This is a genomic window from Streptomyces marianii, from assembly GCF_005795905.1.
GTDB lineage: Bacteria > Actinomycetota > Actinomycetes > Streptomycetales > Streptomycetaceae > Streptomyces > Streptomyces marianii.
The window spans coordinates 4,186,245-4,199,672 of sequence record NZ_VAWE01000001.1; the positions used below are offsets into that span (position 1 = coordinate 4,186,245).

The 13,428-nt window shown below is 68.8% G+C and carries 10 protein-coding genes and 1 tRNA gene; 3 read left to right on the forward strand and 8 right to left on the reverse strand.

Annotated features, from left to right (window positions below; translation table 11 throughout):
- Positions 1-14: 14 nt before the first annotated feature.
- Genes repSA through FEF34_RS18730 form a run of 3 tightly spaced genes read left to right on the forward strand, consistent with a single transcriptional unit; the run spans position 15 to position 2,738 of the window.
- A complete protein-coding gene (repSA, locus tag FEF34_RS18720; RefSeq protein ID WP_138057576.1) occupies positions 15-1,409 on the forward strand; it encodes a replication initiator protein RepSA in 1,395 nt (464 codons plus the stop codon).
- Positions 1,402-1,581, forward strand: coding sequence for a helix-turn-helix domain-containing protein (locus tag FEF34_RS18725; protein ID WP_017946349.1), 180 nt, complete (start codon positions 1,402-1,404; stop codon positions 1,579-1,581). Before repSA ends, FEF34_RS18725 begins: the two co-directional genes overlap by 8 nt.
- Complete coding sequence (locus FEF34_RS18730; RefSeq protein ID WP_138054193.1) at positions 1,581-2,738, forward strand: tyrosine-type recombinase/integrase; 1,158 nt, start codon at positions 1,581-1,583, stop codon at positions 2,736-2,738. Before FEF34_RS18725 ends, FEF34_RS18730 begins: the two co-directional genes overlap by 1 nt.
- Before the next feature lie 55 nt (positions 2,739-2,793).
- Here the strand turns inward: FEF34_RS18730 and FEF34_RS18735 are convergent.
- From FEF34_RS18735 to dnaN, 8 genes are all read right to left on the reverse strand, one after another.
- A tRNA-Ile gene (locus FEF34_RS18735) sits at positions 2,794-2,870 on the reverse strand.
- A gap of 83 nt (positions 2,871-2,953) precedes the next feature.
- A complete protein-coding gene (locus FEF34_RS18740) occupies positions 2,954-3,529 on the reverse strand; it encodes a DUF3566 domain-containing protein (protein ID WP_138054194.1) in 576 nt (191 codons plus the stop codon).
- Between the two features lie 126 nt (positions 3,530-3,655).
- Complete coding sequence (gene gyrA, locus FEF34_RS18745; protein ID WP_138054195.1) at positions 3,656-6,310, reverse strand: DNA gyrase subunit A; 2,655 nt, start codon at positions 6,308-6,310, stop codon at positions 3,656-3,658.
- Between the two features lie 41 nt (positions 6,311-6,351).
- Positions 6,352-8,427 carry a DNA topoisomerase (ATP-hydrolyzing) subunit B gene (gyrB, locus tag FEF34_RS18750; RefSeq protein ID WP_138054196.1) on the reverse strand — a complete coding sequence of 692 codons (2,076 nt, stop codon included), beginning with the start codon at positions 8,425-8,427 and terminating at the stop codon, positions 6,352-6,354.
- Between the two features lie 696 nt (positions 8,428-9,123).
- Positions 9,124-9,702 (reverse strand): DUF721 domain-containing protein, encoded by a 579-nt coding sequence (locus FEF34_RS18755; RefSeq protein ID WP_171053007.1) that lies wholly within the window; start codon positions 9,700-9,702, stop codon positions 9,124-9,126.
- Positions 9,699-10,823, reverse strand: coding sequence for a DNA replication/repair protein RecF (recF, locus tag FEF34_RS18760; protein ID WP_138054197.1), 1,125 nt, complete (start codon positions 10,821-10,823; stop codon positions 9,699-9,701). The genes FEF34_RS18755 and recF overlap by 4 nt, the downstream gene beginning before the upstream one ends.
- 72 nt (positions 10,824-10,895) lie before the next feature.
- On the reverse strand, positions 10,896-11,771 hold the full coding sequence (gnd, locus tag FEF34_RS18765; RefSeq protein ID WP_138054198.1) for a phosphogluconate dehydrogenase (NAD(+)-dependent, decarboxylating): 876 nt from the start codon (positions 11,769-11,771) through the stop codon (positions 10,896-10,898).
- A 142-nt stretch (positions 11,772-11,913) separates the two neighbouring features.
- Entirely contained in the window at positions 11,914-13,044 is a 1,131-nt protein-coding gene (gene dnaN / locus FEF34_RS18770; RefSeq protein ID WP_138057578.1) for a DNA polymerase III subunit beta, read from the reverse strand.
- Between the last annotated feature and the right edge of the window lie 384 nt (positions 13,045-13,428).

Genomic DNA, 13,428 nt, shown 5'->3' on the forward strand with positions numbered 1-13,428 from the left:
TGTCCTCGGCGGCCGTGGCCGACACTGCGGCCGCCGTGGGCGTGAACCCCCTGACCCTCATCGACATGCTGCGGGTCGCCAACTCGCCCCGCTTCGAGCGCTGGAAGGAACAGGTCCGACGCACGGGCGGCTGTGCCCAGCCCATCCATCTGTCCGGCCACTCCCGCACCGTGGACACGCGCACCGGCGAGTTCTTCGAATACTCCACCAGCAGCGAACCGGGAGGACGGCTGCGGATCGCCTGCGGCAACCGCCGTGCCTCGCGCTGCCCGTCCTGCGCCTGGACCTACGCCGGGGACACCTACCACCTGATCATGTCCGGCCTCGTCGGTGGCAAGGGCATCCCCGACACCGTGGCCGAGCAGCCCCGCGTGTTCGCCACGCTCACCGCCCCCTCGTTCGGCCCGGTCCACAACCGCCCCGACTCCGGCCGCTGCCGCTGCGGCATCCAGCACCAGGACGACGATCCCGCCCTCGGTACGGCGATCAACCCGGAGCGCTACGACTACGCCGAGGCGGTGCTGTGGAACAACCACGCCGGGCAGCTGTGGCAGCGCTTCACCATCTACCTGCGCCGTGAAGTCGCCGCCCGCGCCGGACTCACGCAGGCAGCCTGCAAGGAAGTCGCCCGGGTCTCGTTCGGGAAGGTCGCCGAGTTCCAGAAGCGCGGCGCGGTCCACTTCCATGCGGTCATCCGCATCGACGGACCGGACGGGCCCGACACCCCGGCTCCGGCCTGGGCCACCGTCGAACTCCTCGACGACGCGATCCGGGCCGCCGCCGCCCGCGCCACCGTCCCGGTCCCGGCCGCCGGCCGATTCCCCGCCCGGACCCTGCGCTGGGGAACACAGATCGACGTCCAGCCCATCGGCTCTCTCGAAGGCCAGGCCGACGTCAGCGAACGGGCCGTGGGCGCCTACGTCGCCAAGTACGCCACCAAGGCCGCAGAGACCACCGGCACCCTCGACCGCCGCATCGGAGAGCTCCGGGAACTCGACCTCCACCCCGACCTGCCCGACCACACCCGGCGCCTGATCGAAGCCTGCTGGGACCTGGATGCGCACTATCCGGATCGGCTGCTGGCGCACTGGTCCCACATGCTCGGCTTCCGCGGCCACTTCTCCACCAAGACGCCCCGCTACTCGACCACTCTCGGAGCCCTGCGCGGAGCACGGGCCGACTGGCGCGCCCAAGAGGAACGCCGTGAGAAGGGCCTGCCCGCCCTCGACCAGGACGACGACGAGACAGAGGACACCACCCTCGTGATCGCGCACTGGGAGTACGCCGGACAAGGACACACCCCCGGCGAATCCTGGCTCGCCCAGAACATCGCCCAGGAGATCAAACAGAACCGCGAACTTGCCCGAGAGATCCGCGCCGAACTGGAGGGGGACGGCTGGGATGACTGATGAGCTGCTGACCGTCCCAGAGGTGATGGCTCGACTCAAGGTGGGCCGGACGGCTGTCTACGACCTGATTCGGACGCGGCGTCTGCCCTCGCTGACCATAGGCCGTTGCCGTCGCATCCCTGCGGACGGACTGCGCGCATACCTGGCCTCCCGTCTGGAGGAGGTCGCCTGATGGCCAAGCGTCGCCCCAACGGCGGGGGCACCATCACCAAGCGCAAGGACGGCCGGTATCAGGGCGCCGCCTACGTAACCAACACCGACGGTCACCGGGTGCGGAAGTTCGTCTACGGCTCTACGTACGACGAAGCGGCGGAGAAGCTGGGCAGGCTCCAGGACCAGGAGCGCAACGGCGTTCCGGTGCCATCGCGCAGCTGGACGGTCGGGGAGTGGCTGGCCTACTGGCTGGAGCACATCGTGAAGCCGAGCCGCGAGTACAACACCTACGCGAAGTACGAGTCCAAGGTCCGGCTGTACCTTCTGCCCCACCTGGGCAAGAAGCCCATGGTCCGGCTCACTCCCGCGCAGGTCCGTACGTTCATGACGGCGCTGGAGCATCGCGAGGGAGTGCCGGCGGCCACCCGTTTCGAGGTTCTGCGGGTGCTCCGCAACGCGTTGAACCGTGCGCGGCTGGAAGAGCTGCTGACCCGCAATGTCGCCGAGCTGGTGGACATGCCGAAGGTGAGCAAGGGGGAGGGCAAGCCATGGTCGGCGCGCGAGGCGATCGAGTTCCTGCGTTCGGCTCGGGCTCATCGGCTCTACGCGGCCTGCGTCCTCGTCCTGGTGCTCGGGCTGCGACGGAGTGAGGTCCTCGGCCTGCGCTGGCAGGACATCGACTTCGACCGCCACCAGTTCACACCGGTCAAGCAGGTGCAGCGCACCGATGGCGGCCTGGTCCTGAAAGACCTCAAAACCGAATCGTCTCAGGCCGCGCTGCCCCTGCCCAAGTTCTGTGCGAGCGCGCTGGAGGAGCGGAGACACCTGCAAGAGCTGGAACGGAAGATCGCTGGTGACGCCTGGCAGCAGGCGCCGGGAGAGGACCTGATCTTCTCGGAGCGCCATGGCGGCATGATCGAGCCCCGCGGCTTCTCCCGCACCTTCGACGCTCTGATCAAACGCTCTGGGCTGCGACGGATCACGGTGCGGCTGGCCCGGCACACATGCGGGACGCTGCTCGCCTTCCTCAAGGTGCACCCCAAGGTCGCGCAGGCGATCCTCCGGCACAGCCAGATCAGCATGACGCTCGACATCTACACGCACGTGGTGGACGACGATCAGCGGGAGGCAGCGGCCATGCTGGCCGATCTTCTGGAAGATCCGCTCATCGGCTGATGTCAGCCGTAGATGTCAAAGGCCCCCAACCATGATCGGCTGGGGGCCTTCGTGCTGGTGGGGCTAACAGGATTTGAACCTGTGGCCTCATCCTTATCAGGGATGCGCTCTAACCAACTGAGCTATAGCCCCGCCGCGCTGCGCGCTGACCCCTGAAGGTTAGCGCACGTGGGGGGCAGTCCCAAAATCGGTTATCCACCCCCCGGGACCTCGGGCTATTCGTCCTCGGCCAGCGTGAGCTCGACTCCGCCCACGAACCCGGCGGAGAGGTTGTAGATGAAGGCTCCCAGCGTCGCCAGCGCCGTGGCCAGCACCACGTCGATGACCGCGATCACCGATGTGAAGAGGAGGACGCGGGGGAGCGAGAGGAACGACTGGAGGTCGAAGCCGTTGCTCTCGTTCGAGCCCGTCGCCTCGCTGATCGTCCCGCCGACCGTCGAGAAGACGCCCATGGCGTCCATGACCATCCACAGCACTGCCGCGGCGACGATCGTGCAGATGCCCAGGGCGATCGAGAGCAGGAAGCTGACCTTCATCACCGACCACGGGTCGGCCTTGGCCACCCGCAGACGGGCCTTGCGCGTACGGGGCTGTGTGGTCGCCCCGGTGCGCGGCCGGCGGACAGCCGCACCCGCGGCCGTCTGCTGTCCAGCATGCTGCTGGCCGCCCTGCGCCCCCCCGGGAGGGGAGGGGTACGCCTGGGGCGGGTGGTACGGCTGGGTTCCCTGCTGCACCGCTTGCTCCCCACCATAGGTTTCGTGCGGGGGCTGCGGCCCCCGGGTGTCGGTCACGGCCGTCCCCCTGCCCTCGGCGGGGGCGCCCCCAGCCGGGGAGTGCGAGGCGGAGCCACTGGCACCGTTCGTTCCAGAAGCGTCGCCGGCAGCGGCCGATCCGGCGCCGGTGGCTCCACTCACGCTCTACTCCTCGTCGTGCTCTCCGGCCGAGGGCTCCGCGCCCTGGCCGTTCTCGGCGGCCGCGGTGACCTCGGGGGCCCCGGCCTCGGCGCCCTCTCCGGCGTCGTCGGCCCCGTCGACCTCCTCGGCCTCGCGACCGGCCTCCGCGTTGCGCGCGATGCCCACGACGGCGTCCCGCTTGCCGAGGTTGATCAGTTGGACGCCCATGGTGTCACGGCCCGTCTCCCTGACTTCATTGACTCGCGTACGAATCACACCACCGGACAACGTGATGGCGAGGATCTCGTCGGTCTCCTCGACCACCAGCGCGCCGACCAGCGAACCGCGGTCCTCCACGATCTTGGCGGCCTTGATGCCGAGGCCACCGCGGCCCTGGACGCGGTACTCGTCGACGGCGGTCCGCTTGGCGTACCCGCCGTCCGTGGCAGTGAACACGAAAGTACCGGGCCGCACCACATTCATCGAGAGGAGCTCGTCGCCCTCGCGGAAACTCATGCCCTTCACACCCGACGTGGCACGGCCCATCGGGCGCAGCGCCTCGTCCGTCGCGGTGAACCGGATCGACTGGGCCTTCCTGCTGATCAGCAGCAGGTCGTCCTCGGCCGACACCAGTTCGGCACCGATCAACTCGTCATCGCCGCCGGCCTCCGTCTCGCGGAGGTTGATCGCGATGACACCGCCGGAGCGCGGGGAGTCGTAGTCCTTCAGCGGGGTCTTCTTCACCAGGCCCGCCTTGGTGGCCAGGACCAGGTAGGGGGCAGCCTCGTAGTCGCGGATCGCGAGGATCTCGGCGATCTGCTCGTCCGGCTGGAAGGCCAGCAGGTTGGCGACGTGCTGGCCGCGGGCCTCGCGGCCGGCGTCCGGCAGCTCGTACGCCTTGGCCCGGTAGACCCGTCCCTTGTTGGTGAAGAACAGCAGCCAGTGGTGCGTGGTGGAGACGAAGAAGTGGTCGACGATGTCGTCTTCCTTGAGCTTCGTGCCCCGGACGCCCTTGCCGCCGCGCTTCTGCGAGCGGTAGTCGTCGGTCTTCGTGCGCTTCACATAGCCGCCACGCGTGATCGTGACGACGATGTCCTCCTCGGCGATCAGGTCCTCGATGGACATGTCGCCGTCGAAGGGCACGAGCTTGGAGCGCCGGTCGTCGCCGAACTTCTCGACGAGGGCGGCCAGTTCCTCACTGACGATGCCGCGCTGCTTCTCGGGGGAGGCGAGGATCCGGTTGTACTCGTTGATCTTCGCCTGGAGCTCGTCGTGCTCCTGCACGATCTTCTGGCGCTCCAGGGCGGCCAGCCGGCGCAGCTGCATCTCGAGGATCGCGTTGGCCTGGATCTCGTCGATCTCCAGCAGGCCCATCAGGCCCTCGCGCGCGACCTCGACCGTCTCGCTGCGCCGGATCAGCGCGATGACCTCGTCGATCGCGTCGAGCGCCTTGAGCAGACCGCGCAGGATGTGGGCGCGCTCCTCGGCCTTGCGCAGCCGGAACTTCGTCCGGCGGACGATGACCTCGATCTGGTGCGTCACCCAGTGGCGGATGAACGCGTCCAGCGACAGCGTCCGCGGCACCCCGTCGACCAGCGCCAGCATGTTGGCGCCGAAGTTCGTCTGCAGGTCGGTGTGCTTGTACAGGTTGTTGAGGACGACCTTGGCGACGGCGTCGCGCTTCAGCACGATGACGAGGCGCTGACCCGTGCGGGACGAGGTCTCGTCACGGACGTCGGCGATGCCGCCGATCTTGCCGTCCTTCACCAGGTCGGCGATCTTCTGCGCGAGGTTGTCCGGGTTGACCTGGTACGGAAGCTCCGTGACCACCAGGCACTGGCGGTTCTGGATCTCCTCGACCTCGACGACCGCGCGCATCGTGATGGAGCCGCGGCCGGTGCGGTACGCCTCCTCGATGCCCTTGCGGCCCACGACCAGCGCACCGGTCGGGAAGTCCGGGCCCTTGATCCGCTCGATCAGCGCGTCGAGGAGCTCCTCGTGGGTGGCCTCCGGGTGCTCCAGGGCCCACTGGGCTCCGGCCGCGACCTCGCGCAGATTGTGCGGCGGGATGTTGGTGGCCATGCCGACGGCGATTCCGGCGCTGCCGTTGACCAGCAGGTTCGGGAAACGCGACGGCAGGACCGTCGGCTCCTGGTTGCGGCCGTCGTAGTTGTCCTGGAAGTCGACGGTCTCCTCGTCGATGTCCCGGAGCATCTCCATGGACAGCGGCGCCATCTTGCACTCGGTGTAGCGCATGGCGGCCGCCGGGTCGTTGCCCGGGGAGCCGAAGTTTCCGTTCGAGTCCACCAGCGGCATCCGCATCGACCACGGCTGCGCGAGACGGACCAGCGCGTCGTAGATCGAGGAGTCGCCGTGCGGGTGGTACGTACCCATGACGTCACCGACGACGCGGGCGCACTTGTAGAAGCCCTTCTCGGGCCGGTACCCGCCGTCGTACATGGCGTACAGCACACGGCGGTGGACGGGCTTGAGGCCGTCCCGCACGTCGGGCAGCGCACGCGACACGATGACGGACATCGCGTAGTCGAGGTAGGAGCGCTGCATCTCCGTCTCGAGCCCGACGGGCTCGATCCGCAGCTGCGGGCCTTCCTCTTCGGTGCCGGTGGGGACGGGAGCGGGGGTGTCCCCGGTGGGGACGGGAGAGGTCTCGTCGGCCATTGCTGGTCTTCAGTCCTTTCGAGCGGTCAGCTGAGACCGACTCAGATGTCGAGGAAGCGGACGTCCTTGGCGTTGCGCTGGATGAAGGAGCGCCGTGCCTCGACGTCCTCGCCCATCAGCACCGAGAACAGGTCGTCCGCCTGCGCGGCGTCGTCCAGCGTGACCTGGCCCAGGACGCGGTGCTCCTGGTCCATCGTCGTCACACGCAGCTCCTCGGCGTTCATCTCACCGAGACCCTTGAAGCGCTGGATCGAGTCTTCCTTGATCCGCTTGCCCTGCTGCTTGCCGAGTTCGACGAGGGCGTCGCGCTCACGGTCCGAGTACGCGTACTCGAAGTCGTCACGGCCCCACTTGATCTTGTAGAGCGGGGGACGGGACAGGTACACGTGGCCCGCCTCGACCAGCGGCCGCATGAAGCGGAAGAGGAAGGTCAGCAGCAGGGTGTTGATGTGCTGGCCGTCGACGTCGGCGTCCGCCATCAGGATGATCTTGTGATAACGAAGTTTCTCGATGTCGAAGTCTTCGTGGATACCAGTGCCGAAGGCGGAGATCAGTGCCTGGACCTCGGTGTTCTGGAGGATCTTGTCGACCCGCGCCTTCTCCACGTTCAGGATCTTGCCTCGGATCGGCAGGATGGCCTGGTACATCGGGTTGCGGCCGGACTTGGCCGAGCCGCCGGCGGAGTCACCCTCGACGATGAAGATCTCGCACTTGGTGGGGTCGTTCGACTGGCAGTCGGACAGCTTGCCCGGCAGCGAGGCGCTCTCCAGCAGGCCCTTGCGGCGCGTCAGGTCGCGGGCCTTGCGGGCGGCGACACGGGCCGTGGCGGCCTGGATGCCCTTGCGGACGATGTCCGCGGCCTCGTTGGGGTTCCGGTCGAACCAGTCGGTGAGGTGCTCGTTGACCACCTTCTGGACGAAGGTCTTCGCCTCCGTGTTGCCCAGCTTGGTCTTGGTCTGGCCCTCGAACTGGGGCTCGCCCAGCTTGACCGAGATGATCGCGGTCAGGCCTTCGCGGATGTCCTCACCGGTGAGGTTGTCGTCCTTCTCGCGCAGCAGCTTCCGGTCCCTGGCGTAACGGTTGACCAGACCCGTGAGCGCGGCGCGGAAGCCCTCCTCGTGGGTACCGCCCTCGTGCGTGTGGATCGTGTTCGCGAAGGAGTAGACACCCTCGCTGTACTGCGAGTTCCACTGCATCGCGACCTCGACGGACAGCAGCCGCTCCTTGTCCTCGGCCTCGATGTCGATGACCGTGGGGTGGATCAGCTCGCCCTTGCGCGAGTTCAGGTACGTCACGAAGTCGACGATGCCGCCCTCGTAGTGGTACTTGACGGTGCGCGCCTGAGGCTCGGCCGCCGCCTCCGCGTCCGGGTCGTCCGCGCCGACGGTCGCCTTCGCGGACTCGCGCTCGTCCGTCAGCGTGAGGGTCAGGCCCTTGTTGAGGAAGGCCATCTCCTGGAAGCGGCGCGAGAGCGTCTCGAAGGAGTACTCCGTCGTCTCGAAGATGTCCGGGTCGGCCCAGAAGGTGACCGTGGTTCCCGAGTCCTCGACCGGTTCGTGCTTCGCCAGCGGCGCGGTGGGCACACCCGTCTTGTAGTCCTGCGTCCACCGGTAGCCGTCGCGCTTGATATCCACCGAGACCCTGGTGGAGAGCGCGTTGACGACGCTCACGCCCACGCCGTGCAGACCGCCGGACACGGCGTAGCCGCCGCCTCCGAACTTGCCGCCCGCGTGCAGGACGGTGAGGACGACCTCGACGGCCGGCTTCTTCTCCACTGGGTGGATGTCGACGGGGATGCCACGGCCGTTGTCCACGACCTTGACCCCGCCGTCGGCGAGGATCGTCACGTCGATCGTGTCCGCATGCCCGGCCAGGGCCTCGTCCACGGAGTTGTCGACGACCTCCTGGACGAGGTGATGAAGACCACGCTCACCGGTCGACCCGATGTACATGCCGGGGCGCTTGCGGACCGCGTCCAGACCCTCGAGGACGGTGATCGCGCTGGCGTCGTACGACGACGGCCCCAGGCCCTCGCGGGCCTCGTCGGCGGCAGTGGAAGGAATGTTCTCGTTGGGGTTGCCGGAATCGGCCACGAAGCGCCCTTTCTGGCACAGCACAAACCGTTCTCCGGGCAAGCCGGACCGGCTGCGTCGTTCGGCTGTAATCGACGTGTCCCGCACAGTGGCGGGATTCTCTACCAGTCTACCGGTACCGCAGACACGAATGGGGGTTTGCCGGTACCTGAGTCCGCATGTGCCGCCCTCAACGGGCGGCTGCCGACTCCCCATATTCGGGAAGGGCCTCCAAGAGGCTCACACGGGCTTTGAGAGCTTCGGCCTGTCAACCTCCGGCTACGGTGAGGGACACCCCCTGCGCCCCACAAGCACCACCGCTCCCGAGAACGGGCCGACCGACGGCGCGGTCATGCCGACCGGAGGCGCATCGGGAGCACCGAGAAGGCACCTGACCTGCGACGATGATCGTCCTCGGTCAACTCGAGGTCTCGCGGCAGAGAGGTGGAGGGCGCGGGTGGGCACGGCGTTCCCCGGCAGGCGTCCCGTCCGGCTCCGGGGACATCGGGGCACCGCGCCCCGGAGTCGTGCCCGCCGGGCGGCCGTCCCCGGCCCGGGGACCGTGCCCGGAGTCGCGGGAACCCGGCCGCCGGGCGGCGTTCGGTGGGAGGGAGCGACTCGTGCGGGTGATGCGTACCACTTCACGACGACCAGTTCACGACGCCAGCGAGTCACCACGGCCGTCGCCCGTGGTGACCTGTTGCGTCCGGGACGGGTCGAGGCCCCGACCCGCCGGCGGGCTCAGCCGTAGGTGTCGCCGGGGCCCGCACTGCCGGGCGCGCGCAGGGGGCCGAAGCGGCGGGCGGGGCCGCCCGGGCCCAGAACCTTGATCATGAGGACCGTGCCCTGGCCGAGGTCCTCGTTCAGCCGGGCCACGAGCCGGGGCGCGAGGAGCCGCAGTTGGGTCGCCCACGCCGTCGAGTCGCACTGGACGGTGAGGACGCGCTCGTCGGGATCCTCGTCGTACCGCAGCGGAACGCAGTGCTTCGCCAGGTCCTCACCCACGATCTGCGGCCAGCGGCCCATCACTCCGCCCACCGCCGCGGGCGTCTCCCAGCCCCGCTCCGTGATCAGCCGGTTGATCGCCGCGCCCAGCGGCAAGGGGTCCCGGCCGTCCGCACGTGCGCCGGACCGCAGCCCGCCGCCGCGCCTGGCCTGGCGTTTCTCCTGAGCGGCCGCGCCCCGGGCACGGGCCTGCTCCTTTGCCGCACGCAGCGCCACACGCGCGAGATCAACACCGGAGGGCTCGGGCACCGGGTTCGGCGCCGGCCCGGACAGCGGGCCGGTCCCGGACAACGGCGAAATCTCGCTCCCGCTCATACGCGCTCCACCGATCCGTCCGCGACCCTGTACCGCGCCCCCGCCAGTACCCCCGGAACGTCGTCGTCCACCGCTGCCGTCACCAGCACCTGTTCGCCCGGGGCCACCAGTTCCGCCAGCCGCTCCCGCCGCCGGGCGTCGAGTTCGGCGAACACGTCGTCGAGCACCAGCACGGGTTCGTCGCCCTCGGCCCGCAGCAGGTCGTAGGAGGCCAGCCGCAGCGCGAGCGCGTAGGACCAGCACTCGCCGTGGCTGGCATAGCCCTTCGCCGGCATCTCGCCCAGCTTGAGCAGGAGCTCGTCGCGGTGCGGTCCGACGAGCGTGACCCCGCGCTCGATCTCCTGCTTGCGCGACTCGCCCAGCGCGGCCACGAGCTGCTCGCACAGCTCCTCGCGCGACCGGGCCGGGCCGCCGCCCGCCGACCCGCGGTACTCCAGCGTGACCGGACCACCCCCGGGAGCCAGCTGCTCGTAAGCCTTGTCGGTCAGCGGCTGCAGGGTGGCGATCAGATCCAGCCTTCGTGCCAGCAGCTCCGCTCCGGCCCGGGCCAGGTGCTGGTCCCAGACGTCCAGGGTCGACAGGTCCATGGAGCGGCCGCCGTGCCGACGCGCCATCGCCGCCGACTTCAGCAGGGTGTTGCGCTGTTTGAGCACCCGCTCGTAGTCCGACCGCACCCCGGCCATACGAGGAGAGCGTGCCGTGATCAGTTCGTCCAGGAAGCGCCGGCGTTCGCCGGGATCGCCCTTCACCAGGGCCAGGTCCTCCGGCGCGAACAGCACGGTCCTGACGATCCCCAGCACGTCCCTGGGCCTGACCTGCGAGGATCTGTTGATCCGCGCCCGGTTCGCCTTCCCCGGGTTGAGCTCCAGCTCGATGAGCTGGGACCGCTCCCCCTGGGCGACTGCGGCCCTGATGACCGCCCGTTCCGCCCCCATCCGCACCAGCGGCGCATCCGAGGCGACGCGGTGGCTGCCGAGCGTCGCGAGATAGCCGACGGCTTCCACCAGATTGGTCTTGCCCTGCCCGTTGGCCCCCACGAAAGCGGTGACGCCCGGCTCGAGCGGGACCTCGACCCGGGCGTACGAGCGGAAGTCGGCGAGCGACAGATGCGTGACATGCATATTGGACGCCGACCTCCCCCGGCCTACCGCTCATTGCTCCAGGACAGACCGTTTTCCGCAGTCTGTGGATGACTAGTTGCTCTCGACCGCGTGCCCGCCGAACTGGTTCCGCAGGGCGGCGATCATCTTCATCTGCGGGGAGTCGTCCTGACGGGACGCGAACCGCGCGAACAGCGATGCGGTGATCGCCGGGAGCGGCACCGCGTTGTCGATCGCGGCTTCCACGGTCCACCGGCCCTCGCCGGAGTCCTGCGCGTAGCCGCGGATCTTCTCCAGGTGCTCGTCGTCGTCCAGCGCGTTGACCGCGAGGTCGAGCAGCCAGGAGCGGATGACCGTGCCCTCCTGCCACGAGCGGAAGACCTCGCGCACATCGGTGACGGAGTCGACCTTCTCCAGCAGCTCCCAGCCCTCGGCGTAGGCCTGCATCATGGCGTACTCGATGCCGTTGTGGACCATCTTCGCGAAGTGGCCGGCGCCGACCTTGCCCGCGTGCACCGCGCCGTACTCGCCCTCCGGCTTCAGCGCGTCGAAGACCGGCTGCACCTTGGCGACGTTCTCTTCCGAGCCGCCGTACATCAGCGCATAGCCGTTCTCCAGGCCCCAGACGCCTCCCGACACACCACAGTCGACGAAGCCGATGCCCTTGATTCCCAGCTCGACGGCATGCCTCTCGTCATCCGTCCACCGGGAGTTGCCGCCGTCGACGACCACGTCACCGGGCGACAGCAGCCCGGCCAGCTCGTCGATGGTGGCCTGGGTCGCGGCGCCGGCGGGGACCATCACCCACACCACCCGCGGACCCTCGAGCCTGTCCACGAGTGCCTCGAGGCTGGGGACATCGGAGAGGTCCGGGTTGCGGTCGTAACCAATGACGGTGTGGCCTGCGCGGCGGATACGCTCGCGCATGTTGCCGCCCATCTTGCCGAGGCCGACGAGACCGAGCTCCATCAGAAAGAATCCTTACGGTGTGGTGTTTCGTACCCGCGTCCGAGCCTACGCCGGGGCACGGGCACACACCTGTGGGGTTCAGCGCTCATAAGTACAGGCCGGGCAAGGGCTGAGCGGTCCGGCACTCCGGCCGGACCGGGGCTCAGCCGCTGAGGCGCACCGGCATGATCAGGTACTTGTACGCCTCGTCCGCCTCCGCGTCCACGGCGGGCTTGCCGCTGAGCAGCGCCGGCTTGGTGGAGGTGGTGAAGGAGAGCTGCGCGACCGGGGAGTCGATGGCGCTGAGCCCGTCCAGCAGGAACGTCGGGTTGAAGGCGATCGAGATGTCGTCGCCATCCAACTGGGCGTCCACCCGCTCCACGGCCTGTGCGTCGTCGCTGGAACCCGCCTCCAGGATCAGTACGCCCTGCTCGAAGCTGAGCCGGACCGGGGTGTTGCGCTCGGCGACCAGGGCGACGCGCTTGACGGCCTCGACGAACGGGGCGGTCTCGATCACGGCCACCGAGTTGAACTCGGTGGGGAAGAGCGTCCGGTACTTCGGCAGGTCGCCTTCGAGCAGTCGCGTGGTCGTCCGCCGCCCGGCGCCCTCGAAACCGATCAGACCCTCCCCGGCACCCGAGCCGGACAGCGCCAACGTGACGGTGTCGCCGCTGGTCAGGGCCTTGGCGGTGTCGAGCAGTGTTTTGGCGGGCACCAGGGCGACCGCGGAGGCGTCCGGGGATTCCGGCTTCCACAGGAACTCGCGAACCGCAAAGCGGTAGCGGTCGGTGGAGGCCAGGGTGACGGTGTCCCCCTCGATCTCGATCCGCACGCCGGTAAGCACGGGCAGCGTGTCGTCGCGGCCGGCGGCGATGGCGACCTGGGCGGCGGCCGAGGCGAAGACCTCGCCGGGGACGGTGCCGGTCGCGGTGGGCATCTGGGGCAGCGCCGGGTACTCCTCCACAGGAAGGGTGTGGAGGGTGAAGCGGGAGGAGCCGCAGACCACGGTCGCCCGTACACCGTCTGTGGAAATCTCCACCGGGCGGTTCGGGAGGGCGCGGCAGATGTCGGCGAGAAGGCGGCCGGAGACGAGGACCGTCCCGTCCTCCTCGACCTCGGCCTCGACCGAGACCCTGGCGGAGACCTCGTAGTCGAAGCTGGAGAAGCTGAGCGCGCCGTCCTCCGCCTTCAGAAGAAGGCCCGCGAGAACGGGCGCCGGCGGACGTGCCGGGAGGCTCCGGGCCACCCACGCCACCGCCTCCGCGAGTACATCGCGTTCCACCCGGATCTTCACCGGAACCGCCTCCTGCTGTTGCTCGCTCGCCCTGCCGGCCTTCTTCGGCACACGGCACCCCGACCGGTGGTGGGGGCCGATGCCGGAGAACAGTCTGACGCACCGCACCGACACTCGGTGCGGCTCGGGGTCAAGTCGGGACGAGAGGCAGCCGGGGCTCCGGCAGCGAGTTGTACACAGGCCCCTCTTCGGAGCCAATTCCCCGGTATCTCTGAGTGGGAGTAGTAGTAGGGGCTGTGGAAACCGTGGATAACGCCATACACGCAGGTCAGACCCTGTTTTTTATCCACGGGCCCTGTGGGTGGGAGCAGTGGACAACCGGGGTGCGCTGTGGACACCGGAAAGTTCTGCACACCCGATGCACAGGTCATAGGGACTTCTCCC